Origin of the sequence: Nitratireductor sp. OM-1, from assembly GCF_003296175.1 — a bacterium.
Taxonomy (GTDB): Bacteria; Pseudomonadota; Alphaproteobacteria; order Rhizobiales; family Rhizobiaceae; genus Nitratireductor; species Nitratireductor aquimarinus.
Genome location: NZ_CP029208.1, coordinates 2,594,982 through 2,619,915, shown reverse-complemented (window position 1 = coordinate 2,619,915; position 24,934 = coordinate 2,594,982). Strand labels below are relative to the sequence as shown.

26 protein-coding genes and 1 tRNA gene are annotated in these 24,934 nt (G+C 60.7%); 10 read left to right on the top strand and 17 right to left on the bottom strand.

The genetic code is table 11. From position 1 onward, the window contains the following. Nucleotides 1-85: 85 nt before the first annotated feature. Both ppx and DEJ54_RS12525 read right to left on the bottom strand, forming a co-directional pair. Complete coding sequence (ppx, locus tag DEJ54_RS12530) at nt 86-1,603, bottom strand: exopolyphosphatase (protein ID WP_113154866.1); 1,518 nt, start codon at nt 1,601-1,603, stop codon at nt 86-88. A 13-nt stretch (nt 1,604-1,616) separates the two neighbouring features. Continuing rightward, nucleotides 1,617-3,836 carry an RNA degradosome polyphosphate kinase gene (locus DEJ54_RS12525; RefSeq protein WP_113154865.1) on the bottom strand — a complete coding sequence of 740 codons (2,220 nt, stop codon included), beginning with the start codon at nt 3,834-3,836 and terminating at the stop codon, nt 1,617-1,619. 168 nt (nt 3,837-4,004) lie between these two features. Between DEJ54_RS12525 and DEJ54_RS12520 the strand changes: the two genes are divergently transcribed. Together DEJ54_RS12520 and DEJ54_RS12515 are read left to right on the top strand one after the other, a co-directional pair. Continuing rightward, a complete protein-coding gene (locus tag DEJ54_RS12520; RefSeq protein WP_113156251.1) occupies nt 4,005-4,247 on the top strand; it encodes a zinc-finger domain-containing protein in 243 nt (80 codons plus the stop codon). A gap of 15 nt (nt 4,248-4,262) precedes the next feature. Beyond that, complete coding sequence (locus tag DEJ54_RS12515; RefSeq protein WP_113154864.1) at nt 4,263-5,483, top strand: FAD-dependent monooxygenase; 1,221 nt, start codon at nt 4,263-4,265, stop codon at nt 5,481-5,483. 114 nt (nt 5,484-5,597) lie between these two features. Here the strand turns inward: DEJ54_RS12515 and DEJ54_RS12510 are convergent, their stop codons facing one another. The 4 genes from DEJ54_RS12510 to DEJ54_RS12495 form a co-directional block, all read right to left on the bottom strand. Then, nucleotides 5,598-6,401, bottom strand: coding sequence for an amino acid ABC transporter ATP-binding protein (locus DEJ54_RS12510; protein ID WP_113154863.1), 804 nt, complete (start codon nt 6,399-6,401; stop codon nt 5,598-5,600). 132 nt (nt 6,402-6,533) lie between these two features. After that, nucleotides 6,534-7,691: an amino acid ABC transporter permease gene (locus DEJ54_RS12505; protein WP_113154862.1), complete on the bottom strand. Its 1,158-nt coding sequence runs from the start codon at nt 7,689-7,691 to the stop codon at nt 6,534-6,536. A gap of 1 nt (nt 7,692) precedes the next feature. Next, the gene (locus DEJ54_RS12500) at nt 7,693-8,883 is read right to left on the bottom strand and encodes an amino acid ABC transporter permease (RefSeq protein WP_113154861.1); all 1,191 of its coding nucleotides are present in this window, start codon (nt 8,881-8,883) and stop codon (nt 7,693-7,695) included. Nucleotides 8,884-8,960: 77 nt separating this feature from the next. Next, a complete protein-coding gene (locus tag DEJ54_RS12495; RefSeq protein WP_113154860.1) occupies nt 8,961-9,989 on the bottom strand; it encodes an amino acid ABC transporter substrate-binding protein in 1,029 nt (342 codons plus the stop codon). 347 nt (nt 9,990-10,336) lie between these two features. Between DEJ54_RS12495 and DEJ54_RS12490 the strand changes: the two genes are divergently transcribed. After that, the gene (locus DEJ54_RS12490; protein ID WP_113154859.1) at nt 10,337-11,509 is read left to right on the top strand and encodes a cystathionine beta-lyase; all 1,173 of its coding nucleotides are present in this window, start codon (nt 10,337-10,339) and stop codon (nt 11,507-11,509) included. Nucleotides 11,510-11,594: 85 nt separating this feature from the next. Here DEJ54_RS12490 and DEJ54_RS12485 read toward each other — a convergent pair whose 3' ends face one another. The 5 genes from DEJ54_RS12485 to dctP are packed head-to-tail and all read right to left on the bottom strand — an operon-like array spanning nt 11,595 to nt 16,404. Next, nucleotides 11,595-12,308 carry an aspartate/glutamate racemase family protein gene (locus DEJ54_RS12485; protein WP_113154858.1) on the bottom strand — a complete coding sequence of 238 codons (714 nt, stop codon included), beginning with the start codon at nt 12,306-12,308 and terminating at the stop codon, nt 11,595-11,597. A 4-nt stretch (nt 12,309-12,312) separates the two neighbouring features. Beyond that, a complete protein-coding gene (locus DEJ54_RS12480) occupies nt 12,313-13,491 on the bottom strand; it encodes a mandelate racemase/muconate lactonizing enzyme family protein (protein WP_113154857.1) in 1,179 nt (392 codons plus the stop codon). Between the two features lie 2 nt (nt 13,492-13,493). Then, a complete protein-coding gene (locus tag DEJ54_RS12475; RefSeq protein WP_113154856.1) occupies nt 13,494-14,822 on the bottom strand; it encodes a TRAP transporter large permease in 1,329 nt (442 codons plus the stop codon). Beyond that, complete coding sequence (locus DEJ54_RS12470) at nt 14,822-15,418, bottom strand: TRAP transporter small permease (RefSeq protein WP_113154855.1); 597 nt, start codon at nt 15,416-15,418, stop codon at nt 14,822-14,824. The genes DEJ54_RS12475 and DEJ54_RS12470 overlap by 1 nt, the downstream gene beginning before the upstream one ends. Beyond that, nucleotides 15,415-16,404, bottom strand: coding sequence for a TRAP transporter substrate-binding protein DctP (gene dctP, locus DEJ54_RS12465; protein WP_113154854.1), 990 nt, complete (start codon nt 16,402-16,404; stop codon nt 15,415-15,417). The genes DEJ54_RS12470 and dctP overlap by 4 nt, the downstream gene beginning before the upstream one ends. A 167-nt stretch (nt 16,405-16,571) precedes the next feature. Here dctP and DEJ54_RS12460 point away from each other — a divergent pair, with 167 nt between their 5' ends. Both DEJ54_RS12460 and DEJ54_RS12455 read left to right on the top strand, forming a co-directional pair. Beyond that, entirely contained in the window at nt 16,572-17,249 is a 678-nt protein-coding gene (locus DEJ54_RS12460; protein WP_162742285.1) for a GntR family transcriptional regulator, read from the top strand. Nucleotides 17,250-17,552: 303 nt separating this feature from the next. Then, nucleotides 17,553-17,629, top strand: a tRNA-Arg gene (locus tag DEJ54_RS12455). Between the two features lie 214 nt (nt 17,630-17,843). Here DEJ54_RS12455 and DEJ54_RS12450 read toward each other — a convergent pair. The 3 genes from DEJ54_RS12450 to DEJ54_RS23370 all read right to left on the bottom strand — a co-directional run bounded on the left by DEJ54_RS12450 (nt 17,844) and on the right by DEJ54_RS23370 (nt 19,844). Next, nucleotides 17,844-18,107 carry a hypothetical protein gene (locus DEJ54_RS12450; protein ID WP_162742284.1) on the bottom strand — a complete coding sequence of 88 codons (264 nt, stop codon included), beginning with the start codon at nt 18,105-18,107 and terminating at the stop codon, nt 17,844-17,846. A 622-nt stretch (nt 18,108-18,729) separates the two neighbouring features. After that, entirely contained in the window at nt 18,730-19,299 is a 570-nt protein-coding gene (locus DEJ54_RS23375) for a hypothetical protein (protein WP_204360803.1), read from the bottom strand. A gap of 83 nt (nt 19,300-19,382) precedes the next feature. Continuing rightward, nucleotides 19,383-19,844 (bottom strand): hypothetical protein, encoded by a 462-nt coding sequence (locus DEJ54_RS23370; RefSeq protein ID WP_204360802.1) that lies wholly within the window; start codon nt 19,842-19,844, stop codon nt 19,383-19,385. 511 nt (nt 19,845-20,355) lie between these two features. Here DEJ54_RS23370 and DEJ54_RS12435 point away from each other — a divergent pair. The 5 genes from DEJ54_RS12435 to DEJ54_RS23210 all read left to right on the top strand — a co-directional run bounded on the left by DEJ54_RS12435 (nt 20,356) and on the right by DEJ54_RS23210 (nt 23,897). After that, on the top strand, nt 20,356-21,378 hold the full coding sequence (locus tag DEJ54_RS12435) for a helix-turn-helix domain-containing protein (RefSeq protein WP_113154851.1): 1,023 nt from the start codon (nt 20,356-20,358) through the stop codon (nt 21,376-21,378). A 287-nt stretch (nt 21,379-21,665) separates the two neighbouring features. Then, a complete protein-coding gene (locus DEJ54_RS12430; RefSeq protein WP_245447542.1) occupies nt 21,666-22,295 on the top strand; it encodes a carbonic anhydrase in 630 nt (209 codons plus the stop codon). 23 nt (nt 22,296-22,318) lie between these two features. Beyond that, on the top strand, nt 22,319-22,492 hold the full coding sequence (locus DEJ54_RS23740; RefSeq protein ID WP_162742283.1) for a serine hydrolase: 174 nt from the start codon (nt 22,319-22,321) through the stop codon (nt 22,490-22,492). A gap of 723 nt (nt 22,493-23,215) precedes the next feature. Next, nucleotides 23,216-23,491, top strand: a complete 276-nt coding sequence (locus tag DEJ54_RS12415; protein WP_162742282.1) for a DUF1344 domain-containing protein — start codon at nt 23,216-23,218, stop codon at nt 23,489-23,491. A 64-nt stretch (nt 23,492-23,555) separates the two neighbouring features. After that, nucleotides 23,556-23,897, top strand: coding sequence for a hypothetical protein (locus DEJ54_RS23210; protein ID WP_162742281.1), 342 nt, complete (start codon nt 23,556-23,558; stop codon nt 23,895-23,897). A gap of 19 nt (nt 23,898-23,916) precedes the next feature. Here the strand turns inward: DEJ54_RS23210 and DEJ54_RS12410 are convergent, their stop codons facing one another. From DEJ54_RS12410 to DEJ54_RS12400, 3 genes are all read right to left on the bottom strand, one after another. After that, nucleotides 23,917-24,177, bottom strand: a complete 261-nt coding sequence (locus DEJ54_RS12410; RefSeq protein ID WP_113154846.1) for a DUF1488 domain-containing protein — start codon at nt 24,175-24,177, stop codon at nt 23,917-23,919. Between the two features lie 70 nt (nt 24,178-24,247). Then, nucleotides 24,248-24,481: a hypothetical protein gene (locus DEJ54_RS12405; RefSeq protein WP_113154845.1), complete on the bottom strand. Its 234-nt coding sequence runs from the start codon at nt 24,479-24,481 to the stop codon at nt 24,248-24,250. Next, complete coding sequence (locus DEJ54_RS12400; protein ID WP_113156250.1) at nt 24,478-24,741, bottom strand: hypothetical protein; 264 nt, start codon at nt 24,739-24,741, stop codon at nt 24,478-24,480. Before DEJ54_RS12400 ends, DEJ54_RS12405 begins: the two co-directional genes overlap by 4 nt. Nucleotides 24,742-24,934: the final 193 nt, after the last annotated feature.

Sequence of the window (24,934 nt, the reverse complement as noted above, 5' to 3'; positions counted from 1 at the left end):
GAGAGTTGATTCAGCTCTCCGCTCTATCTTTTTGATTTTCCGGATTTATGCAGGTTTCAGGCAAAACCGTCTGACTGCAAAAACTCTAGCTTTCGGCCACTTCCAGCGCGAGCTTGAGGCCCGTCACCTTGGCCAGATGCGCCATGCGGCCGACCGGGCGTTCGCCCATCAGGGCCCTGTGCGAATGCGGGATGAGAAGCACGGTCGTTCCATCATCGCGCTTTTCCCATTTCAGCTTGGGCATGATGCCCGGCATCGAGGCCGTAAGCAGATAGACCACCCGCAGCAGGCCGCCCAGAATGCGCGCACGCTCCACATAAAGCGGCGTTGCAAGCTGGCGCATACGCGGTGACAGCGCATCATCGAACAGCCCCTCATGACGGAACAGATTGGCGAGCGCGATGAAGGCCCGGCCCGGATGATCGATGCCGATGAAGGAGCCGTGCGCGATGATGTTCAGAGACTGGGTGCCGCGATATTCGGGATGCGCGCGCCAGCCAATATCGGCCAGAAGACAGGCCGCCCTGCGGTAGCGCGCCTCTTCCTCGGTCTCTTCGATGCCGAGCGCCTTCATCGCCGGTCCGCTCCACTCCGCCAGTTCCCGTGCATGGGTGACCGAGCGCGAGCGCAGCACCGCCAGCTCCTCGGCCGCCGAAAGCAGCGGATCGCGCTTGCGGTCTTCCTTTTCGAGCAGCGAATAGAGATACCCCTCGCGCACGCCGAGCGCGGAGAAAACGATTTTGGAAGGCTCTGAGGACCGGATGATCTCCTGCAACACCGTTGCGCCATAAGGCAGAAGCGCGCGGCGGTTTTTGGAGATGTGGCTGATGCCGGCAAAACGGTCCACACCGCCGGCAACGCGTTTGAGGAAATCGACCGACTGCTCGATGTCCATCTCGTAGTGGTGCATCACCTCGAGCGGATAGCCGGTCTCCAGCATGTGCAGGCGGGCGAGATTTCGCCAGGTGCCGCCCACGCAGTAGAAGGGTCGCCCGGCCCCGTCTTTCATCCACGGGGCGCGGGCCAGTTCATCGCGGGCGATGCGCGCCGCTTTGGCGACGGAGTTGTCGGACATCTCCTTGAGCCGGAGGCCGCCCAGCGGCAATGTGATGCCGTCTTCCAGGTCATAGCCCTCGACATCCACCAGTTCGAGACTGCCGCCACCCAGATCGCCGACAATGCCGCTTGGCTTGTGGAAGCCAGACATGATGCCGTAGGCGGAGTATTTCGCCTCTTCGCGGCCCGTGAGCACGCGAATGTCCGTGCCCAGGATTTCTTCGGCCCGATGAATGAAGTCCGGACCGTTCTTCGCCTCACGCGCAGCCGCGGTGGCGAGCACATGGAGAGACTGCGCGCCGGCCTGCTCGGACAGCGCGCGAAAGCGGCGGAATTCGCCAACAGCCCTTGTCACGCCTTCGGGATCCAGTTCCCCGGTCGTGACGATGCTCTTGCCGAGGCCGGCAAGCATTTTTTCGTTGAACAACACACTCGGAGAGCGCGCGATTCCCTCATAGATCACGAGGCGAATCGAGTTTGACCCGATATCGATGACCGAAACGGGACGCCGGTCCTGAAGCCGGCCCTGAGAATTAGCTATGCCCAAGAGTAAGCGCTCGTCAGTCCGTTGGTGAACCGGGCCCGACGTCCGCTTTCCTGCGCTTTCTGAAAGCGGTGATCCGCTTCGGCGCATGGGACTTCAAGGCATTGCCGCGACCGGATAGGCTCGGATTCGTCATGAAATATTCCTGAGCGTTGAACGGTTCTTCTCCCTCGTCGGGCATAATGCGCCGCGAAGTTCCATCCGGCAATACTTCAAAGCTTTGCTGATTGTCCATGATGTTTCCGAGCATAATTTGCCCGATGACCTGCTCATGCACGGTGGGGTTGGTGATCGGCACCATGGTTTCTACCCGCCGATCCAGATTGCGCGGCATGATGTCGGCGGACGAGATGTAGACGATCGCCTCGTCCGACGGCAGGCCGTGGCCATTGCCGAAACAGTAGATCCGGCTGTGCTCCAGAAAGCGGCCGACAATGGATTTCACGCGAATGCGCTCGGACAGCCCCGGCACCTGCGGGCGCAGGCAGCAAATGCCGCGCACCACGAGATCCACCTCAACACCCGCCTGCCCTGCTTCATAGAGCGCATCGATCACCAGCGGATCAACCAGCGAGTTCATCTTCATCCAGATCTGCGCCGGACGGCCCGACCGGGCATGCTCGATCTCTGCCTGAATGTGGTCCAGTAATCGGTTGCGCAGCGAGAATGGCGACACGGCAATGCGCATTTCGCCATCGGGCTCGGCGTAGCCGGTGATAAAATTGAACACCTGCGCCACGTCGCGCGCGATTTCCGGATCATCCGTGAAATAGGACAGATCCGTATAGATGCGCGCGGTGATCGGGTGGTAGTTGCCGGTGCCCAGATGGCAGTAATTGCGCAGCTTGCCTTCCTCGCGGCGCACCACGAGCGACATCTTGGCGTGGGTCTTGAGTTCGAGGAAGCCGAACACAACCTGCACGCCGGCGCGCTCCAGATCGCGCGCCCAGCGGATGTTTGCTTCCTCGTCGAAGCGGGCTTTCAGCTCCACCAGCGCCGTGACCGACTTGCCGGCCTCCGATGCCTCGATGAGCGCCCGCACGATGGGGCTGTCATTGGAGGTGCGGTAAAGCGTCTGCTTGATGGCCACCACTTCCGGGTCCAGCGACGCCTGACGCAGGAACTGCACCACGACATCGAAGGATTCATACGGGTGGTGGACGATAAGGTCCTTCTCGCGGATGGCGGCGAAACAGTCGCCATTATGCTCGCGAATGCGCTCCGGGAAACGCGGATTGTAAGGCGAGAAGAGCAGGTCTTCGCGCGGCACTTTCACGATCTCGGAAATCTGGTTGATCGCCAGCGGCCGCTCCAGAACCGTGATGCGGTTTTCGGCAACGCCCAGCTCGCTGGCGACGAAGTCGCGCAGGCCTTCGGGCATTTCGTCATCGAACTCAATGCGGATCACCGAGCCGCGGCGGCGGCGCTTGAGCGCCGATTCGAAGAGGCGCACCAGATCCTCGGCCTCTTCCTCCACCTCGATATCGCTGTCGCGAATGAGGCGGAACGTGCCCGAACCGATGACCTTGTAACGCGGGAACAGCTTGCCGATGAACAGGTTGACGACATCTTCCAGCGTGATGAACCGCACCGTTCCATTGTGCACCGGAAGCTGGATGAAGCGCTTGAGCGCCACCGGCAGGCGCAGAAGCGCCGTCATCGGCTCCAGCTCACCCTCATGCTGCAGTTCGAGCGCGATGGAGAAGCCGAGATTCGGAATGAACGGGAACGGGTGCGCCGGGTCGATGGAAAGCGGTGTCAGAACCGGGAAAATCGCTTCCATGAAGTGATCTTCCAGCCATTGCATGTCGACTGGGTTCAGCGCATCGCCGCGCACCAGCTCAATCCCTTCCTTGCGCAGAAGGTCAAGCAGTGCATTCAGGCTTGCGTGCTGGTCGTTCTGCAGCCCGGCCACCTCACGCAGCACATGCTCAAGCTGCTCTTCCGGCGTGCGGCCATCGGCGCTGCGCGTGGCGATGTGCTCACGCACCTGACCGGCAAGACCGGCGACGCGCACCATGAAGAACTCATCGAGATTGTCGGCCGAGATCGACAGGAAACGCAGCCGCTCAAGCAGCGGATGGTTTTCGTTCTGCGCCTCGCCGAGAACACGGCGATTGAACTGTAGCCAGGAGAATTCGCGATTGACGAAACGGTCCGGCCCCACGGCGGCGATCTGCCCAGTCGGTCCGCCATCAACGGAGAATTCTTTCGTGACCGGCTTCAACTGGTTCATGATCCTGCCTGCGCCCCTTGATTTCCACAGCACGGGCCGTTGTCTACTGGTGGCCCAGTGTACCTCGTGACATGGTTTTATGACAGTTTCATATCAGAGGCTTGCAAAGACGCAGTTTATGCTACAAACGCAAGCGACTTTCCAACGCATTCCAAGCGGGAGAAGATGATGGCCGGATCAGCCATTCCCCATTTCCAGAACACCAACGGACACCAGGCAATCGAAATCGGCGTGAAGGAATTCATGTGCGTCGGTGCGAATCCGCCCTTCGATCATCCGCATGTGTTCATCGACATGGGCGATGAGAACGAGCGGGTCTGCCCCTATTGCTCGACGCTTTACCGCTACAATCCGGCGCTGAAGGCGACGGACACGAAGCCCGAGGGCTGCATTTACGACGAAGCGGCCTGATCGGCCCGCAGGCCGATGACGGACGAACCAGCAGCAATCATCGTCGGCGCAGGCGTTGCCGGGCTGACGGCAGCACTTGCCCTGGCGCGGCATGGTCTTGCCTCGCGCATCTATGAGCGTGCGCCGGAACTCCACGAAGTGGGGGCCGGCCTTCAGCTTTCGCCCAACGCAACCCGCCTGCTCGACAGGCTGGGCGTGCTTGAGGAACTGCGCGCTTCGGCCGTGGAGCCGCAGGCCGTCGTTCTCAAGAAGGCTGCGACACTCGCCCCCCTCACCCATGTTCCGCTCGGTGCGGCCGCACAGGCCCGCTGGGGCGCACCTTATCTTGTGGTGCACCGCGCCGATCTGCAGGCAGCCCTTCTGAACCGTGCGCGCCAGCAACCGCTGATCGAGATCGTCACCAGCGCGCTGGCCGAGAAAGCCGATTTCCACGCCGGTCGTCCACGCCTTCAGATCCTGCGGGACGGCGAAAGCGAAGAGGTGCACACGCCCCTCCTGATCGCGGCAGACGGGGTCTGGTCGCATCTGCGTCGCCTCGCCCGCACCGCCGTGCGCAGCCGCTTTACCGGTTACGTCGCCTGGCGCGCGACAGTCCCCGTCGAAGAGGCGCTGGCTGCCGGCGACGGTGCGATCCAGCCCGACCGGGTGACGGCCTTCATGCACCCCAAATTCCATCTGGTCGCCTATCCGATCAGTGGTGGCAAGGCGATCAATCTGGTTGCGATTGTGCCGGGCGAAGTGCCGCTCAACGCCTGGGCGCAGGATGCTGACGACGCGCCGCTGAAAAAGACGCTCGCCAGCGCCAATCCCGCCCTTGCCCGGCTGGCCGCCAGCAGACATGCCTCCTGGACCGTCTGGCCCATCCATCAGGTGGACCCGGCCGACGCCTGGACAAAGCCCGAAGGTCTCGCGTTGATCGGTGATGCCGCCCATGCGGTGCCGCCCTTTGCGGCGCAGGGCGCCGGGATGGCGATTGAAGATGCGACCGTGCTTGCCAATCTTGTCGCGAAGCACCGCGATGCGCCTTCTGTGGCGCTTGCGGCCTATGAGGCGCAGCGCAAACCGCGTGTGAGCCGCGTCGCCCGACGCGGCGCGTTCAACCGCTTCACCTGGCACGCCAGCGGTCCCGTGGCGCTTGTGCGCGATGCCGTGCTCAAGACACGCAGCCAGGAAGCGCTGATGGCGGATTTCGACTGGCTCTACGGTTTCGACGCAGAAGCGGCTTCTGAAAGCTGAGGCGGGCTGACAGCCCCTGCCCGCCGCTCTCTTCCCGGTTCATCCCCCAAATGCAAAACGCCGCGCCCCCGTGAGGAAACGCGGCGTTTGGTGTCTGCGCCGGAGCGCCTGCAGTCAGTGCAGGATCTGCGACAGGAACAGTTTTGTGCGCTCGTGCTGCGGGTTGTCGAAGAACTCCGCCGGGGTGTTCTGCTCGACGATCTGCCCCTGATCCATGAAGATCACGCGGTTCGCCACCTGACGGGCAAAGCCCATTTCGTGGGTCACGCAGATCATCGTCATGCCTTCTTCGGCGAGATCGACCATGGTGTCGAGCACCTCCTTGATCATCTCGGGATCAAGTGCTGAGGTCGGCTCATCGAACAGCATGATGCGCGGGTTCATGCACAGCGCGCGGGCAATCGCCACGCGCTGCTGCTGGCCGCCCGAAAGCTGGCCCGGATACTTGTTCGCCTGTTCCGGGATCTTGACCCGCTCCAGAAAGTGCATCGCGGTCGCCTCGGCCTCTTTTTTGGGCGTCTTGCGCACCCAGATCGGGGCGAGCGTGCAGTTTTCCAGAATGGTCAGATGCGGAAACAGGTTGAAGTGCTGGAACACCATGCCGACTTCGCGCCGCACCTCATCGATCTTTTTCAGATCGTTGGTGAGCTCGATACCGTCCACGACGATCTTGCCCTTCTGATGCTCCTCCAGACGGTTGATGCAGCGGATCATGGTCGACTTGCCAGAACCCGAAGGACCGCACACGACGATGCGCTCACCGCGCATGACGCGCAGATTGATGTCCTTGAGAACGTGGAAATCGCCATACCATTTGTGCATGCCCACAATATCGATTGCGACGTCGGTATCGGAGATCTGCATCTTGCTCCGGTCAGCATGGAGCTCGTCTGCTTTAACGGCGTTTTCTGATGCCATTTTGTTCAATTCCCCTTGGCTCTCGGCCCAGAGCGTTTCCGCTTTTTATTGAATCGCGAAAACGCTCCAATTTATTGGTCCTTGCGCAATTCCGGACGGGAAACCGGTTCCCGCTTTTCCCGGAATTGCTCTCTAGCGTTTGTGACCGGTATCGAGCCGGCGTTCCATAAAGATAGAGTAGCGCGACATGCCGAAGCAGAACAGCCAGAACACGAAACCGGCAAATACCAGACCGGTAATCGGCGTCTGGGGCGACGCCCAGTTCGCATCCGAGAAGTTCTGACGCACCGCCCCCAAAAGGTCGAACATGCCGATGATGTAGACCAGGCTCGTATCCTTGAACAGGCCGATGAACGTGTTGACGATGCCGGGAATGACCAGCTTGATCGCCTGTGGAAGAACGACGAGGTTCATCTTCTTCCAGAAGCTGAGACCCAGCGCATCCGCACCTTCATACTGCCCTTTCGGGATTGCCTGCAGGCCACCGCGGATCACCTCGGCCATATAGGCGGAAGCAAACAGCGCCACGCCGACCAGTGCGCGAAGCAGCTTGTCGAACGAGGTGCCCGGCGGCAGGAAGAGCGGCAGCATGACACTCGCCATGAACAGGATGGTGATCAGCGGCACGCCGCGAATGGTCTCGATGAAGACCACGCAGACAAGCTTCACAACCGGCATTTTCGACCGTCGCCCGAGCGCCAGCAGAATGCCGAGCGGGAAGGAAACGGCGATGCCCACATAGGCCAGCACCAGCGTCACCAGAAGCCCGCCCCACAGCGGCGTCGGCACGGGCGTCAGCCCGAAGATGCCGCCCGAAAGCAGGAAGAAGCCCACAATCGGGAACGCCACGAAAAGCAGCAGCGCATTCAGCCCCTTGCGCGGCACGCTGGGGATCAGCAATGGCGTCAGGAGCGAGATGAAGATCGCGCCCGTCAGATAGACGCGCCAGCGTTCATCCACCGGATAGCGGCCGAACATGAACTGCTTGAACTTGGCGTCGACAAACGCCCAGCAGGCCCCCTTCCAGCCATCCGGCTGGACGCCGCCCTGCGCCACCGTGGCGCAGACGGAACGGTCCGAGCCGGTCCATTGTGCGTTGATGAACGCCCACTGGATGATCGGTGGCACGATCATCACGACCAGGGCGATGCCGATGATCGTGAAAATCGTGTCCGTGGCGTTGGCGAACAGGTTCTTGCGCAGCCACGAGCCCACCCCCTGATTGGAGGCGGGGGGTGGCTGGTTCGCAACCATTTCGGAGCGGACGAAGGAAAGATCGTGTTCTTGCATCTTACCGCTCCACCAGCGCCATGCGCGCATTGTACCAGTTCATCAGACCTGCCGTTCCCAGACTGAGCCCGAGATAGACAATCAGCCAGATCGCGACGACCTCGATGGCCTGACCTGTCTGGTTGAGCGTGGTGCCGCCCGTTGCAACCAGATCCGGATAGCCGATGGCCACCGCCAGCGAAGAGTTCTTCGTCAGGTTGAGATACTGGCTGGTGAGCGGCGGGATGATGATCCTCAGCGCCTGCGGAATGATGACCAGCCGCATTGTCTGGCCGGAGCGCAGGCCCAGCGCATGCGACGCCTCGCTTTGCCCCCGGTTCACGCCGACCACGCCGGCGCGCACGATCTCCGCGATGAAAGCCGCGGTGTAGAACGACAGCGCCAGATAGAGTGACAGGAACTCAGGCCTTATCTGCATGCCGCCACGCAGATTGAAGGTCGAAAGCTGGGGGAACTCGAAGCTCAGCGGGAAACCGGTGACGATAAAGGCCAGTGCCGGAAGCCCGATGATCAGGCCGACACTCGTCCAGAACACCGGAAACTGTTCGCCGGTCGCCATCTGCTTCTTGTGTGCCCAGCGACGCACGAAGAAGACGAAGACAAGCGCCACCGCAAAAGCCACAAGAACGAGCCATGCGCCCGGCCCCCACTGGAAGGCAGGCACGAAGAGACCACGTGCGTTGATGTAGGATCCGAGCGGCAGGTCGATGCTCTCACGCGGCAGCGGCAGCACCGAAAGAACGCCAAAATACCAGAAGAAGATGACGAGAAGCGGCGGAATGTTGCGGAAAACCTCGACATAGACGAGGCAGATCCGGTTGATCAGCCAGTTATTCGAAAGACGTCCGATACCGATGATGAAACCGATCACGGTCGCTGTAATGATGCCCACAATCGCAACACGCAGCGTGTTGAGAAAGCCGACGAACAGCGCGCGGCCATAAGTGGAATCGGATGAATACTCGATCAGGCTGTCGCCGATATCGAAGCCGGCGCGTCCCTTGAGGAAATCGAAACCGGAAGCGATGTTGGCGCGTTGAAGATTGGCTGTCGTGTTGCCGACGATCCAGTAGACCAGGGCAAACAGGCCGACGAACACCAGGACTTGATAGGCAATTCCTCGAACGCGCGGATCATAGAGCAGCGGCACACGAGGCGCCGCGCCCTCCGCAGTTGAGTGCTGGGTGGCCATGGCTATCCTCACCAGGAATGGTGAAAGGCGGTGCGTACCGCCTTTCACGCATTATGTTGACGGAATCCGATCTGCGATCAGCGGATCGGCATGCCGTACTGGAGGCCACCCTTCGTCCAAAGGGCGTTGATGCCGCGCGAAATCTTGAGCGGGCTTTCCGCACCAACATTGCGCTCGAAGATGTCGCCATAGTTGCCGACATGCTTGACGATCCGGACAGCGAAGTCGTTCGTCAGGCCGAGATCCGTGCCGAGCTTGCCACCTTCTTCAGTGCCCAGAAGACGACGCAGTTCTGGATTGTCGGACTGCATCTTCTCTTCAAGATTGTCCTTGTTCACGCCCAGTTCTTCAGCATTGACGAGCGCGTAATAGGTCCATTTGACGATGTCGAGCCACTGGTCGTCGCCATGGCGCACTGCCGGGCCAAGCGGCTCCTTGGAGATGATCTCCGGAAGCACGATGTGATCGCCCGGGCTGGCGAGGTTCAGGCGCACGGCATAGAGGCCGGACTGGTCGGTCGTGTAGACGTCGCAGCGCCCTGCGTCATAGGCTGAATTCACCTCCTCGAACTTCTCGAACACAACAGGATTGTATTCCATGTTGTTGGCCTTGAAGTAGTCGGCGAGGTTCAGCTCCGTCGTGGTGCCGGCCTGCACGCAGACCGTCGCGCCGGAAAGCTGCAGCGCGGACTTGATGTCGGGCAGGTTCTTGGCGTTCACCATGAAACCCTGACCGTCATAATAGGTGACGCCGGCAAAGTTGAGACCCAGCGCGGTGTCGCGGCTGATGGTCCAGGTCGTGTTGCGCGAAAGAACGTCCACCTCACCCGACTGGAGCGCGGTGAAACGGTCCTTTGCGGAGAGCGGCGAGAACTGAACGGCGTCCGGATCGTCGAAGATGGCCGCAGCCAGCGCACGGCAGAAATCGACATCGAGGCCGGTCCAGTTGCCATCATCATCGGGCGCGCTGAAGCCGATCAGACCGGTGTTCACACCGCACTGCACATGGCCCTTCGCCTTTACATCGTCGAGCGTAGCGGCAGAAGCCGGCGCGGCCATGACTGCGACCACGGCAGAGCCGAGCAACGCTTTGACTAATTTCTTCATGATTCAGAACCCTTTTTCTGTTTTTGGGCTTATCCCCTGACACTTTCCAGTGCGGAAGCAGGCGAATGCCGAACACCGGGCTCTTCGGGCAGCATACTCCAGAAGTGGAGCTTCAATACCCAAAAGGCGAACGGACACGCGCTTCCTCTCCCACGCACTGCAGCCATCGAATGCGATAAATTCTTTTGGGTCAAGTGTGAAAGAGGCTTGTTCCAGAAGCAAAGGAGACGCCCGTTTGCGGTTGACGCGCAGCGCACAATCGCGTTCCATCCGGCCGCCTTTTCCGGCGCATTTCAACGCTCCTGGCCTTCCGGCAAGCGCCGCAGACAATCAAGCGACAGGGTTCCATGAACGACAAGACTAATACTAAAGTCGGAGACAACACGCGTCTTGCCCATATGGGCAACAATCCGCGCGACTTCCACGGCTTCGTCAATCCGCCGGTGGTGCACGCCTCCACCGTGCTCTTCCCCGACGCACACACCATGGCGACGCGGAATCAGAAATACACCTATGGAACCCGCGGCACCCCGACGAGCGACGCGCTTGCAGCGGCCATGAACGAGCTTGAAGGATCTGCCGGAACCGTCATCGTGCCCACGGGGCTTGCGGCCGTAACGGTGCCCATGCTCGCCTTCCTTTCGGCGGGCGACCATGTGCTGATTGTCGATTCGGTCTATCACCCGACCCGCTATTTCGCCGACACGATGCTGGCGCGGCTTGGCGTGGAGGTCACCTATTACGATCCGCATCTGGGGGCCGACATCACTTCGGTCATGCAGTCGAACACCAAGGTGGTTCTGACGGAAGCGCCCGGCTCCGGCACGTTCGAGATGCAGGACATCCCGGCAATCGTCGAGGCTGCGCACAGGGGTGGCGCCATCGTCATGATGGACAACACCTGGGCCACCCCCCTCTTCTTCCGTCCGCTCGATCACGGCGTCGACATCTCGATCCAGGCAGCGACCAAATATCCGGGCGGCCATTCGGACATTCTGCTCGGCACGGTTTCGGCCAATGAAGCCTGCTGGGAGCAGCTTCTGGACACGCATGGGGCGCTCGGCATGTGTGCTGCGCCCGACGATGTCTATCAGGTGCTGCGCGGCCTGCGCACCATGGGCGTGCGCCTTGAACGCCACCAGAAGAGCGCGCTCACGCTCGCCCGCTGGCTGGAAGGCCAGAAAGGCGTGGCGCGCGTGCTGCATCCGGGCCTCGAATCGCATCCGGGCCATGAAATCTGGAAGCGCGACTTCACCGGCGCGAGCGGCCTGTTCTCCATCGTGCTCGATGGCGGGGGCGAGAAGGAAGCCCATGCCTTCCTCGACGCGCTGCAATATTTCGGTCTCGGTTATTCCTGGGGCGGCTATGAGAGCCTTGCCGTGCATGTGCAGCTCAACGACCGCACCGTGGCGCATGCGCCCAAGGAAGGCCCGGTCATGCGCCTGCAAATCGGGCTCGAGGATGTCGAGGACCTGCAGGCCGACCTCGCCCGCGCCCTTGAAGCGATGAACGCACTCTAAGGTCAGGACCCTGGGCACTGGCCTTTTCAGACTGAAAACCGCCCGCGTGGTCGAGCCTCGCGGGCGGTTTTCGTTTCAGCAAAAACTAGACCTGAAACAGCCGCCCGGCCCCGTCGGCGCGCCGGTCAAGGCCAAGAAGCCCCATCGCGCCCCAGGCCCCGGCCAGAGCGCTCGAGACGACCGGCAGGCCACAACGCTGCTCGATCGGCTCCGTCACCGGAAGCGTTTTCAGACCGCCACATGAAATGAAGAGCGCCTCTGCGTCTTTCGCCGCCCGGCAGGTTTCCGCTCCCAGATCGATCAGCGTTTCGCTGGTCACGGATGCAATCGCGTCCACATCCTCGATGTCGAGTGAGCACAGAACCGTCACCTCGAATCCGGCGGCCTCCAGATAGGCCCTCAGGCGGTCATTGACGGCGCTGCGATAGGCAGTCGCCACCGCGAGCCGGCGCACGCCAAGGGCCGCAAACGCTTCAAGCACGCTGTCGGTCATCGTTGTTGCGGGCAATCCCGACGCTTTCTCCATCGTCGCGATCAGCTCCGCATTGAATGCAGCGCCACGATAAAAGCTCAGCGATGTGCCCATCAGCGAAATTGCCTGCGCACCCCGGTCCGCCAGACGCGCGGACAATTCCTCCACCCGCTCGATCACCGCATCATAGCCTTCCGGCGAGAGCGCCTTCAGCGCCAGCCCCTCGGCGATGAATTCAGCCCGTCCCGCATAAAGCGCCAGAGGTTCCGGCGGCACAGCGCCCGCCGCCGGTGGAACGATCATGCCGATTACCGGTTTGCCGCCCATCCCCTCACCCCTTGCCATGACCGGCAGCCGACGGTCTCGCGGCGAACGCCTCGACCGCTTCCATGTTCAGATCGAAGCCGAGGCCCGGGCGTTCCGAAAGGCTCATCCTGCCGCGTTCCGGCTTCTGCAGCCCGGTGAAGATTTTCTCGCACACATTGACCGCCGGCACGTGATACTCGACCAGCCCGCCATTCGACACACCGGCGTGCAGATGCGCATTGTGGAACGGCCAGCCGCCGCCATTGGCGATGGGCGTTGCGAAGGCGTCGGCCATCGCCGCGATTTTCTGGGCCTGCGTAAAACCACCGCCGATCACCACATTCGGCTGCAAGACATCGACGCATTTCTCGACCAGCAGATCGCGGAAACGGTAGGAAAGCCCTTCATTCTGCCCCCCTGCCAGCGGCACCGGGCAGCGCCGGCGCAGATCCGCAAGCCAGCCGATGTCGTTCTTCAAAAGCGGCTCCTCGAAGAAGTCGACCCTGTAGGGCGCAACCGCCTGCGCCAGTTTGAACGCGCTGTGCGGATCGAGATTGCAGTTTGCGTCGATGAAGAGCTGCACCTCCGGCCCGACCGCTTCGCGCACTGCGGCCACCCGGCGCGCATCCTCCGCAATCATTTCGGCAACGTCGATCACATCGCGGCGGCGGGTCGCCTCGGGCGCCACCGTCATCTTGAGACGCTTGAAGCCGGCATCCACCCAGAACTGCGCCGATTGCACCAGCTGGTCGATGCTGAGGAAATTGAAGCCGCAGGTCACATAGACCGGCACGTCCCGGCGCGCGCCGCCCAGAAGCCGCCACACCGGCTGGCCGAGGATCTTTCCCTTCAGATCCCACAGCGCCGTGTCGACGGCGGAGATCGCATGCGCTGCATAGCCCGTCTGGCCGCGCGGGCTCATGAGCCAGAAGAGCTTTTCCCAGATCGCCTCCGTCGCCAGTGGGTCCATACCCTCCAGCGCGGGCGCCGCCACTTCGCGAATGGCCTCGGCGACGGTGCGTTCCTCGGTGATGGCGGTAAATCCGTGCCCCACATGGCCATCGGCGGTTTCCACCGTGCAGACCACGGCGGAGAGATCGAGACTGCGGGTCACGCCCGCCGCCGTGATCTCGGCTGGTATGTTGAGAGCGTAGCTCTGGATGCGCGTGATGGCGCGCGCTTGTGCCGAAGGCGACTGCAACATGGTTATCTCATCATCTGCGAAGGTAGGAAAAGGACGATCTCTGGAAACAGGGTGATCAGCAGCGTGCCGATGCCCAGGATCGCCAGGAAGGGCAGCGAACCCATCATGATCTCGCGCATGTCGACCTTGCGGGCGATGGCCTTGACCACGAACAGATTGATGCCCAGAGGCGGTGTGATGCAGCCCATCTCCATGTTCAGGGTCACGAAGACGCCGAACCAGACCGGGTCGAAACCGGCACTGAGCACGAAGGGCAGGAACATGGGCGCCACGATCACGACGATGGCAAAGGGCGGCAGGAAGCAGCCCAGAACCAGCATCACGCACCACAGGGCAAACAGCGTCACCCAGCGATTGTCGAACGCATCGACCAGCAGGCTGGTGATCGCGGAAACGACATCATGGAAGGCGAGAAACTGCGAGAACGTGTAGGCGAAGGCGGCGATGATGAGGATCATCGACGTGTCCTGCACCGTCTTGAGCAACAGCTCGCGCCATACCGACCAGCTCGTGATGCGGTAGATCGCCAGAACCAGGAGGATGGAGGCGGTGGCCCCCACGGCGGCGATTTCGGAAGGCGTGGCCCAGCCGCCATAGAGCGCCAGCATGATGCCGGCCATCAGCGCGAAGAACGGAACGACACGCCCAAAGCTGCCATTCCCGCCATTCGCCGCGCGCTCTGCGCCCAGTGCTTCGAATTCTGCGCGCTGCCCGGGCGTCAGCCGCTTCAGGTGCCGCCACATGACGAACCAGGTGTAGAGCGAGAACAGCGCCACCAGCATCAGCCCCGGCAGAATGCCGGCAAGAAAGAGCTGACCAATGGAGGTTTTCGTCACCACGCCATAAAGCAGAAGCACGATGGATGGCGGGATGAGGATGCCCAGCGTTCCACCACCGACGACGATGCCGCAGGCGAGCCCCGGCGGATAGCGCCGCGCCAGCATTTCCGGCACGCCCGACGAGCCCATTGCCGCCACCGTGGCCGGTGACGACCCGGAAATGGCCGAGAACATGGCGCAGCCGGCAATGGTCGACATGCCGAGACCGCCCGGCACGGGCAGAAGCCTGCTCAGGGCGGAATAGATATCCGCGCCGGCCGGACTGACCGCCACCACCGCGCCCATGAAGATGAACATGGGCAATGCCACCAGCTCGATGGAATCGAGCGACTGGAAGGCGGTTTCCGCGATGTAGAGCAGTTCGCGCGGCTCCCCCACCATAACGGAAGAGGCCACCATCGCGCCCAGCAGCGCATAGCCGATGGGCAGCCCTGCCAGAATGAGAAGAAGAAGAATGCCAACCGATACGAAGGCAAGCGTGACCGGATCCATCAGTGATGCCCTCCCTGCGGCACATCAAGCCGCCCGCCGCACAGCCGGATCGTCAGATCCACTGCAAGCGACAGGACCAGAAGCGTTCCGCCGAGCGGGATCGCCAGATGCGGCACCCAGAGCGGCGGCCCCCACAGGGTTTCCGAGCGCCAGCCGGTTTCCCAGGAATGGAGAAACATGTTCCAGCCGGAATAGGTGACCAGCACGAAAAGACAGAGCGCCAGGAACTCAAGCAGGGCGGTATGCGCCCGCGCGGCGCGGCCCTTCAGATATCCGGCAAGAATCTGGACGCTGATCTGACCGCCGCTGCGATCGGTAAAGGCGGCCGACAGGAAGGCCGCATAGATCAGGAGGTAGACGCTGAATTCCAGCTCCCAGATCGTGTTGACGCCAACCAGACCGCGCGCAAACACGGCCCAGGTAATGACCACGGACGCCACCACGACGCCGACCGCCGACACCATGGCTGCGGCGGCCGACACGCGCTGCAGCACTGCACGCACCCTGAAAAGCAGCTTCAGGAACGGCGACTGCGCTGCGGGCGCCCCTTCGGGCGCACCGCCATAATCTGACTTTGCTTCATCGAGCGCGTTCATTGCCGCGGCTGGTCCACCGCCTTCAGAACGGCATCGCCATCGGGCACGCTTTCCCGGAAATAGGCCCAGGCGTGCTCACGCGCCGCATCATGCCACTGCGCCACCTGCTCTTCCGTGAGCTCGTGCACGCTGACACCGGCCTCCCGGAAGGCATCGGCAATCTGCTTATTGTCCGCGATTGTCTGGTCGGCGAACCAGGCCTCGGATTCGGCAATCGCCTCAAGAAGGGCTGCGTAATGCGTCTCGCCGATCTTTTCTTCCACGCCCGGCGACAGAAGCACCGAATGCATCGCGCCCACAAAACCCGGCCCGACCATCAGGTGATCGATCACCTCCTGCAGATTGTACCCTTCAAAGGACGCATAGATCGTCAGCACCCCGCTCAGAACACCGGTCTGCAGCGACTGGTAGATTTCGGACGCGGGCAGCGATGTAATCGTCGCGCCATAGCCGTTCATCATGATCTCGGTGGCCTTGCCAAGCCCCCTCACCTTGTGGCCCTTCAGATCCTCGGGCAGGACGATTGCCTCGCCCTTGTTGCCAATCGTGCCCATGGCCCAGCCACCGCCGGCGAACACCAGACCTGCTTCCGACACTGCCTCCTCCAGCATCGGCCAGATCGCCCGCTCGCGCCACACCAGCCCATCCTGCGGGGAAGCGACGAGGCCCGGAAGTGCGCCGATTTCCGCCATCGGCACTTTTCCCGAGAGCCAGGGCAGCGGGTAGATCGCCATATCGATCCGGTCGCGCGCCACGAAATCGGCCTGCGCCCGCGCCTTGCCGAGTTGCTGGTTGGGATAGACCTCGACCTTCACCTCGCCACCGGTCTTCTCGGCCACGATTTCAGCGATTCGATCGGCCCACAGATCGCGTGTGTCGCCATCGGTGTAGGAATGGCTGAGCCGCAGAACGGTTTCGGCCGACGCCGCCTCCACGGCGATGACCGAAGCGGCGCAGGCAAGCGCTGCCGCCATGAATCTGTTCATAAATCTCCTCCCGCCGGTTTCCCGGCTCTCGCTCCCATTTGAACACCAGATATTAAATCTGGTATACCAAAACGTAGTTTGGGGCGCTCCGGCTTGTCAATAGCCGGAAGAAGGGCCAAGAGATTCGAAACCGGGTATGGATGTGGGTGCAAGGTGGCGGGTGCAAGGTGACGGCAAGGCACAGGACTGTTTCCGACGACAAGCCGCTGGCCGAGGGGCTGGCGCGGCAACTTGAACAGGAAATCATCGACGGCGTTATCAGGCCGGGCGACGAGCTGGACGAGCGCCGGCTTGCGGAGCGTTTTGGCGTGTCGCGCACGCCGATCCGCGAAGCGCTGCGCAGGCTTGGCGTGGAGCGTCTGATCGAGCTTCGCCCGCGCCGCAGCGCCATCGTGCGCTCGCTGACGGCGCAGAACCTGGCGCAGATGTTCGAGGTTTTGTCCGGGCTGGAATCCTTCGCCGTCGAATGCGCGGCGCGGCGCATGAACCAGCAGCAGATCGAGCAGCTGCGCTCCATTCACGAAGAAACGGCGGCCATCGTGGATACCGGCGACCGGGATGGTTTCGACCGGCTGAACTTCCAGTTCCACCAGGCGATCTATCGCGGCGCGGGCAATCCCTATCTACTGGAGCAGCTGGAGGGGCTTCGCACCAAGCTCGCCCCCTACCGCCGCTGGCTTCTGCGCCGTCTCGACCGCATGCGCCAGTCGCATAACGAGCATGCGGTGATCCTCGAAGCAATCGAGGCCGGCGACGGCGCCCGCGCAGCCGCCGAAATGCGCCGCCACATCTGCGACCCCGACCGGCTGGTTGACTTCATGATGATGGAACAGGCCGAGCGCTAGATCGCCACCGTCCGTTTGGCCGCGCCAAGGGCAAGTTGAACGATCAACCGGACACCGGAATGCCCGAAAACCGGCTTCCATATCTTGGTCAACGCTCAAACGCCCGAACAGGAATGCTGACACTGCTTCCTGCATCGAGGAAACGACAGTCGGTCAGCCCGTCCCAAGCGGATTGAGAAAATCCACGCGCCCTGCCCCGACTTTTCAATCGGATTGTCGGAACATTCATTTCATCGTTGATGCATGCGAATGCTTCGGCTATGAAAGCGACGCGCTGGCGCTTCGCCGCCTCCGCCACGGCCAGCACCCGTAGCTCAGCTGGATAGAGCGCTGCCCTCCGAAGGCAGAGGTCACAGGTTCGAATCCTGTCGGGTGCGCCAATAAATTCAGACACTTAAGTGCAATCTTCACTAGCCAGAAACCACCGGTGTCACTCCACTGTCACCAACGGTAACATTTGCTTCAATCGTTGACCCGGGTAGTCGCGCCGTACCCATCCGCCATCCCCAAACGCAAAAAAGAGCACCGCCAGCCGAAGCCAGCGGGGCGAGTTGGGGAGGATGCGGAAAGATCAGGGTGCGAAACCGCCTTTGATCAAGAACGCCACCACACGAGTGATGATCCTCCCATGATCAGCCAGCTGATATGCGACAGGGTTTTCTTGCTGTCTCCCACCGAGATCTCCAGACCGGAAAAACGGGTATCGATCCGAGCTTCCATCGCGTTCCACTTTTCATCGTGCCGCGCGCTCTCGATCTCCCGCTGAGCTTTCCACGCCTCCGGCTCAGATAATCGTCGTTCCTTGCCCGCGGTTGAATGCTCGAGCGTGCCAACGCCAGCTCTGATCTTATGATCCATGTCTGGTGCCATTTCGGTCGCGCCCCGCTCCTGTTCCAATGCATTGCCTGAGGGGTGGGTCACTTCTCGCAACGGTATTTCTGATCCCGGCCACGACGCTGCGCGATGGCGACGGCGGTTCCAATCCCGGCAACCTAGCTCCTGCCGCTGGTCGTCTTTCCGCTCTTCGGCATCGCCTATGGCGTCAACATAGGCTCAATCGCAACCCTAGTCGGGCAGCCATGGTGCGATGTTCGACCTTGCGGCCAAGGGCACCGGCTACGCCCGGGATAGTGGCAAGATCGTCGCTTCGGTCTGTCACGGCCGAGCGGCCTTTTCGGAGGTCATGGATGCGTACCGCGATCCTATCGTGAAAGGCCATGAGGTCACGGCTTCACGGGCAGCGAGGAAAAGGCCGCGGGTCTGGTGGAAGCGGTGCCGTTCCTGTTGGAAACGACGCTGCGAGAGCTCGGAGCCGACGTCGAGAGCGCCGACGACTGACAGCCTCACGCTGCGGCAGATGGCCGTCTGGTGACCGGGCAGAACCCGGCGTCGTCGGAGGCTGCGGCTAAAACGGTTCTCGCCCTTTTGCGTCTTCATCTGGCACCGCCCTTTCACCGGGCGGCGCTTTTCTGTAGTCGGATCAAGCCCAGGGCGTGACGAGGTATTTTTCACCCGTCCGCATGGAACGGTAGTCAAGCACGGCATCCTTGGTCAGCATGTCCTCCAGTGTGACCCGGCACTTGTAACTGCTGGCAAAGGTACTGGTCAGATTGTCACGCACGCGCTGACGCATCCGCCCCATGGTCTCGCGCCCGACCGACTGAAGGAACGGGAACAGCAGCCAACCCGACAGAGTCCAGCCGAACCCGTAGCTGGGTGTCAGGATAGTAGGACTGGTGTCGAGGCGTCCGTAGATGAACATGCGTTTGGGCTGGTTGGAACCATAGCGCGAATATTCGGCCATCTGCTCCTGTGCGACCCGCTCCATTGCCCGGAATGCGGTGTCGACCAGCATGCCGCCCCCCACGGGATCGAAACCGCAGAAGGCACGCGTTGTACGAATGGCATCGGTCAGCTGGTCCATGAAATCGTCTTCGGAGGAGTTGACCACATGGTCGGAGCCAAGCGCCTTCAGCAACTCCACCTGATCGCTCTTTCGCACGATGTTCACCAGATCGATGCCGTCCTCTGCACAAATGCGTGTCAGCATCTGGCCCAGGTTCGAAGCGCCGACTGTGTGCAAGATGGCGTTCTGTCCTCCGGCCTTGGCAGTCTCCACGAAGCCGAGCGCGGTCATCGGATTAACGAAGGCGCTAGCCCCTTCTTCGGCGGTATGGTCGCCCAGCGGGAGGCACATGTCCGCGTCGGCGAGGCAGTATTGGCTGTAGGCGTTACCCGGGACGCAGGAGACGCGCTGCCCCCCATCAGCGCCTGCGCGGCCTCACTGTCGCCGGCGGCGATGACCGTGCCTGCGCCCTCGTTGCCAGCGGGCAGTCTCAATCCATGGCGCGCCTTTGACGCGGAATTCACCGCTTCGGGCATTCGGGCCACGAACTTGCCCGGCGAGTAGTCTGCGTTTTCCATGTCGGCGCCACCGACGAGAATGGCGAGATCTGAGGGGTTGATCGGTGCAGCTTCCATCCGCACCAGCACCTGATTTTGGGCAGGGTCAGCAAATGACACATTTTCAAGAGCGACGGTCAATGTGCCGTCGGCCTCAAGGGTGGTGAATAGCTGTTTCCCGGTGGTGGCCATGCAAGAGCTTCCTTGGTGTCTTATTTAGCCAGGTGCATATAGGGCTCATTTCTCCACTTCCAAGAATTCTACGCCCGCCAGATTTTAAACAGTCAAGCGAATGGAATGAGGCTTGGGGCCGCGGTGTCACCGTCGGATAAGCGGCTCACAGCGACGAAGTGCGACAGCCTTCAGCGCCAAGTCGCCCTTCTTACATCGCACGGCATGACGCCCAATGTCGGCACGAGGCGCGTTGCAGACCTTCAACTCCCTAAGGGTTTTTTGCCGACGACGAACGTCCGGTCTGACCGGCCACACCGCAGCATCGCGCCCCTTGGGCCAACGTCCGGTTTGGGCTAGGCAGATGTCATTCAGGTCGACACGAATGACCGAAGAGGGGCCGGGAGCCGTTAGTCCGCTTGTGGGCCGTCACGGTCTGGAAGCGGACATTCCGCCCGTCGGGAAGAGGTCATCTTGATGCTCGCTATATCGGCTGCCGCAGAATAGGCTGACAGGACGGTCACCGCTTCATATGGAACAAACTTTCATGATAGTCACGATTGACGCTTCCCCAGCGGCGCAAGACCACGCTGCCTTTGGCAACGAGTTGCGCGCGAAGACAATCGAGGACGCCGCCGCACAGGCGACCATGCAGCCTTGGGTCGCTATGGAGTGCTATCAACTCAGTCGCGGTGGCCGGGTGTCGCAGATGCATACTCTGGACCTGGGAAACCAGCGGATCGTACAGGAGCACCAGTTTGCAGCCGTACAGAAGCTAGGCTCCACTCCTGCGGATTTTTGCACAATTTCATACTCTACGCCGAGTATGGCGTTCCGTTTTTCCGACCACGCGGCTAGCTGTACAGGAAGCATATTCTTTATGCCTGAGCGAACCGATTTTGACATCTACGTGCCCGCAGGCACTCAGACAGCCTATATAGGCTTCTCAGAACGGGAGTTCCTTGAGGCTGCGCGAGCGCTTAATCCTGCGGCGTGGGACTTGCCGTCGAGACAAGTTTCTCAACTCCAATGTGCACAACTTGGGGAGCTAAAAGCAGCCTTGGCTCATTGGCTTTGCACCGCGGAAACGGCTGCGAGCGCAGGGCACCTACTGGCCCCTGACGTGCTGCGCGCAATTATCCTTGAGACCGTGCTGCGGGTTTTGACAGCCAGCGCAAGCGACGAAACCATTTTACCCCCGTTGTCCGCGAGGTCCCGCGCTGTCAAGATTTGCCGCATGGCCCGGGAATATGTTGACGAGCGTTTAGCATCGCATGAGATGCCCACCATCGTGGACATCTGCGTGTCGCTCTCGGTTTCCGAGCGGGCGCTTCTCTATGCATTCCACTCATATGTCGGCATGTCCCCCCAAGCCTATCTGCGTCTCTGTCGCCTAAACCACGTCCGCACAACATTGCTCGCGGGAAATCCGACGACTACGACGGTGACGCACGCCGCCATGCAAATGGGTTTTCTGCACCTCAGCCGATTTGCTGGCGACTACAGGCAAGTCTTCGAAGAAACGCCCAAGGTAACACTCGCGCGGCGCTCGTAGCTCCTTTGGGCGGGCAATATTCAATGTTTGCGGATATCGGATAGCCAGGGGCGACTCTTCGCGTTTAATTTCTCCCAACGGCGAGAACGTGACCCTTAGAAGGGGCCCGTTCCCTTTGCTCGAAGCGGCAATTACCGAGCCGGCCGCGCTGTAAACGTCGGACTGCAAACAGCGGCAGACAGAAAACACTTTTTGGGAGAATACGCATGTGCCAGGATTGCACGACGGGAACAGTTAGCCGGCGCGGCCTCATCGCCGGGGGGCTCGCTCTCACCTTGGCGTCGCCCTTGGCTGTATCGGCCGCCGCTCAGGAGAGCGTCGAGGCCGCGCCTGTCTCACCTGAGGCGGCGTTGCAGCGCCTGATGGATGGCAATGCGCGATATGTCGCTAATGCGGCGGTCAATACGGATCATTCCGTCACACGTGCGGCCCGCGCCCAAGGGCAGCAGCCTTTCGCAGCCATTGTCACTTGCTCGGATTCCCGCGTGGCGCCAGAACTGATTTTTGATCAGGGGCCAGGAGAGCTGTTCGTAATTCGCGTGGCGGGCAATTTCATCAGCGAAGAGGGTCTGGCAACACTCGAATACGGCGTGGCTGTACTGGGCATTAAGACCATCGTGGTTCTTGGCCATACAGCGTGTGGCGCAGTTGAGGCTACGATCGCTTCAATCAACGACCGTGAACTCCCCCCAGGCCACCTGCCCAGTCTGGTCAACGCGATCCGACCGGCCGTCTATGAGGTGATGGACAGCGCACCCGATGACCTGCTGGCAGCTTCGACGGCCCAAAACGCCAGGCGCAACGCCGAACTGGCAAAGACAGAAGGTCCGATCCTGTCGGAAGCCTATACCGCCGGCACACTCAACGCCGTGGCCGGAATCTATGAAATAGCCACTGGTAGGGTGACCATGCTCTAGGTTGCTCTTATGGCATCGCCGCAGTGCGGGACGGTGAGTATGCGCTCTTCGGCTTCGGCGAGGTCGGTATAGTCAGCGGTCGTGAACCGGACGGCGACACACAGATCCGCGTCGGCTCTATCAGCAAGACCTTCACCGGCCTCGCGCTTGCCCTTAAGGTCGCCACCGGCAGTACCGCTTTGACCGATCCCGTCTGACCGCATGTCGGGATCATCAAGGCTTTGTCTGAGCGTGAGAGGCGCGAGATCCGCCTGATCGACCTCGTCACCCACGCCAGCGGATTGCCGTGACAATCTGACAAAGGACAACCGACGAGAGAATCTAGAAAACAAAAAAGCGGGCCAAAGCCCGCTTCCCTTCGTTCCTGCGACTACACGAGTGCCGGTACCTTCATGGTCACCACGCGGTCTCTCAGGTCAAATCCAGAGCCGTTCCCGGGAGCCTCACCACATATCTTGCAGGACGTTCCGCGCCAGTTCAGCGTCTGATTGGGAGCTTATGGACGCTTTCCTATCGGATAGCAAGAAAATAATCATTCGCGCTCGACTTTTGCGCGAAACAGGCGCACCGTGACATATGAAAACAATCAACCTCATCATATCTGAGACCACCTGGTTCCTGGCAATTCTCGCTATGATTTCAGCGTGCGGATGGTTCGCATATATCGTTTTGACCAGCATCACTTGGTAAGTCGCCGGAGTTACCAAGCCGGCTGCGGACATGAAGGCGATATCCGCCTAGTCATGCATATCTGCCGGCCCACGATATAGTAAGTGATTTGCGAACATTACCAAATGAGCGCATAAAGCAGCCGGAAACTGGAAGTTGCCGACGAGTTCCAAAGGAACTCGTGACCCGACATCTTTACGACGGTTTCCATTCACCAAGGTCAATTTGATCTGTTTTTTGGAGTGACGACAATGCGCGCACTCACAACACTTCTATCAGCTTCACTTTTCTCAATCCTGGCATCCACCGCGATGGCAGAAACGACGGGCGGAACCATCAATCACTTCGATCGTGGTTCCCAAACCATCACCATGAACAGCGGCAAACTGTTTTCGCTGCCTTCATGGGACATGGTCTATGGCTTCTCGGCAGGCGACCAGGTGGTTGTCACCTGGGCCAGCGATGGTGCCAACAGCATTGTTTCTAAACTGGTCAAGGTCCCCCAATCCAACAGCGGCGAATCTTGAGACAGCAGCTAAGGCGGCGGCGACAGCCGTCGCTTTTGGTTTTCGAACGAAGGGATGTCTTCTCATGCTACCCATTGATAAAGCTGACCAAACCTCTCCGATCCCGCTGACAGCAAGCGACAGCGATGAAACGATGAAGGCTCAGCAATATGGACGACGAATTGAGATCGATGGCTCCTGGACTGTCTACCATGTCTTCACAGGAATCCCTGTCCAGCGGGCTGGCATTCCCATGGCTGGCTTGTCACATGCTGACGCAACATCACGCATGCTGCTCAACAACCAAATGCAGAAGAGGCCCGCTGGGATAATTGTGAAATCAGCGCAAATTTCCATGTGGCGCAGATCACGCTCAATGAGCATTGCTGCATGGAAAAACTGGAAGGCAAGACCTGCCGGGCATTGATGCGCAAGAAGCCCCCCAGCTAACGAAAGTCTTTTGCGGTGAGAACGTAACCGGTTTGGCGGCCACGCGCGTATACTTTCTGCGCCACGTCATAGACCCTTACCCGCGCCGCATCAAAGGCATCAAGCAACTCCGCTTCCACCACCCCACCGCGTGTCGAAACCAGAGCATCCGCCTGAAGGAAAAATGGGACTTCGAACAAGCCATCATAACCCAGGAAGCGGACACAGCGTCTGCTCCTGTCATAGCTTCTGGCTTTATTCGGAAAATCCAGTCCCATCTTCCCGTCTTTCGTATTGTCGTGCGTGGATCACGCCGGATCAGGACATATATCGAGGCAGACCAGGCAGTCAGCGCGAGTTGAGGGCTGCAAGCCAGATCGCGCTTTGCTGACGATCCATGCCAGTGAGAAACTCTCTGCTTATGGCCGCACGACCGAGAACCTTGTAGATTGTCCAGGATCCGTCCGCCTCGATCCTGCGAACAAACCTGGTAGCAGCCTCTTCAGGCAGGACCATCCCGCCTTCGTTTTCCCAGACATCCAGGTAGTCCGGCTGGGAAACTATTTCGGACCTGCGCGTCATGAGAGTTTCCGATCTTTGTCCAACGCATCTTCGAGTTCTGCAGGGTCGATTTGCATCATCTGCGTTTTCATCGTTTCGGTTCCGACAGCCGGCAGATGAATGAAAGTCGACACTCCTCGCCAGGCGATCCAGGACAAGCCCTCTATGACCTCTTCGTCTCTTTCTACCCGATACTCGCCGGCCGGCATTGGCCGGTCGAACCCATGGAGAAGAAAGGTTTCGTGAAATCGAACCGTGTACCTGATGGTGCGTGTAAGCATGGCTGCATACTCCACGAGAGAAGCGCCTTCCTGCTCAACCGTTTTTCACTTGATAAAACGAACAGACATCAATTCGGAGACAGATCGCCTTTCGTCACCAGACCATGCCTGAGTGTGCTGACTGTCATTATATTCGGAAGGCTATTTCAAAATCGATTGACGCCAGCGAACATCTAAGAGTGATCGTCCGCCT

Bases quoted from the DNA above. Each gene is read 5' to 3' on its own strand.
- DEJ54_RS12525 (WP_113154865.1), bottom strand. From the start codon at position 3,836: ATGAACCAGTTGAAGCCGGTCACGAAAGAATTCTCCGTTGATGGCGGA.
- DEJ54_RS12520 (WP_113156251.1), top strand. From the start codon at position 4,005: ATGGCCGGATCAGCCATTCCCCATTTCCAGAACACCAACGGACACCAG.
- DEJ54_RS12515 (WP_113154864.1), top strand. From the start codon at position 4,263: ATGACGGACGAACCAGCAGCAATCATCGTCGGCGCAGGCGTTGCCGGG.
- DEJ54_RS12510 (WP_113154863.1), bottom strand. From the start codon at position 6,401: ATGGCATCAGAAAACGCCGTTAAAGCAGACGAGCTCCATGCTGACCGG.
- DEJ54_RS12505 (WP_113154862.1), bottom strand. From the start codon at position 7,691: ATGCAAGAACACGATCTTTCCTTCGTCCGCTCCGAAATGGTTGCGAAC.
- DEJ54_RS12500 (WP_113154861.1), bottom strand. From the start codon at position 8,883: ATGGCCACCCAGCACTCAACTGCGGAGGGCGCGGCGCCTCGTGTGCCG.
- DEJ54_RS12495 (WP_113154860.1), bottom strand. From the start codon at position 9,989: ATGAAGAAATTAGTCAAAGCGTTGCTCGGCTCTGCCGTGGTCGCAGTC.
- DEJ54_RS12490 (WP_113154859.1), top strand. From the start codon at position 10,337: ATGAACGACAAGACTAATACTAAAGTCGGAGACAACACGCGTCTTGCC.
- DEJ54_RS12485 (WP_113154858.1), bottom strand. From the start codon at position 12,308: ATGGGCGGCAAACCGGTAATCGGCATGATCGTTCCACCGGCGGCGGGC.
- DEJ54_RS12480 (WP_113154857.1), bottom strand. From the start codon at position 13,491: ATGTTGCAGTCGCCTTCGGCACAAGCGCGCGCCATCACGCGCATCCAG.
- DEJ54_RS12475 (WP_113154856.1), bottom strand. From the start codon at position 14,822: ATGGATCCGGTCACGCTTGCCTTCGTATCGGTTGGCATTCTTCTTCTT.
- DEJ54_RS12470 (WP_113154855.1), bottom strand. From the start codon at position 15,418: ATGAACGCGCTCGATGAAGCAAAGTCAGATTATGGCGGTGCGCCCGAA.
- dctP (WP_113154854.1), bottom strand. From the start codon at position 16,404: ATGAACAGATTCATGGCGGCAGCGCTTGCCTGCGCCGCTTCGGTCATC.
- DEJ54_RS12450 (WP_162742284.1), bottom strand. From the start codon at position 18,107: ATGGATCATAAGATCAGAGCTGGCGTTGGCACGCTCGAGCATTCAACC.
- DEJ54_RS23375 (WP_204360803.1), bottom strand. From the start codon at position 19,299: ATGCTGACACGCATTTGTGCAGAGGACGGCATCGATCTGGTGAACATC.
- DEJ54_RS23370 (WP_204360802.1), bottom strand. From the start codon at position 19,844: ATGGCCACCACCGGGAAACAGCTATTCACCACCCTTGAGGCCGACGGC.
- DEJ54_RS12435 (WP_113154851.1), top strand. From the start codon at position 20,356: ATGGAACAAACTTTCATGATAGTCACGATTGACGCTTCCCCAGCGGCG.
- DEJ54_RS12415 (WP_162742282.1), top strand. From the start codon at position 23,216: ATGCGCGCACTCACAACACTTCTATCAGCTTCACTTTTCTCAATCCTG.
- DEJ54_RS23210 (WP_162742281.1), top strand. From the start codon at position 23,556: ATGCTACCCATTGATAAAGCTGACCAAACCTCTCCGATCCCGCTGACA.
- DEJ54_RS12410 (WP_113154846.1), bottom strand. From the start codon at position 24,177: ATGGGACTGGATTTTCCGAATAAAGCCAGAAGCTATGACAGGAGCAGA.
- DEJ54_RS12405 (WP_113154845.1), bottom strand. From the start codon at position 24,481: ATGACGCGCAGGTCCGAAATAGTTTCCCAGCCGGACTACCTGGATGTC.
- DEJ54_RS12400 (WP_113156250.1), bottom strand. From the start codon at position 24,741: ATGCTTACACGCACCATCAGGTACACGGTTCGATTTCACGAAACCTTT.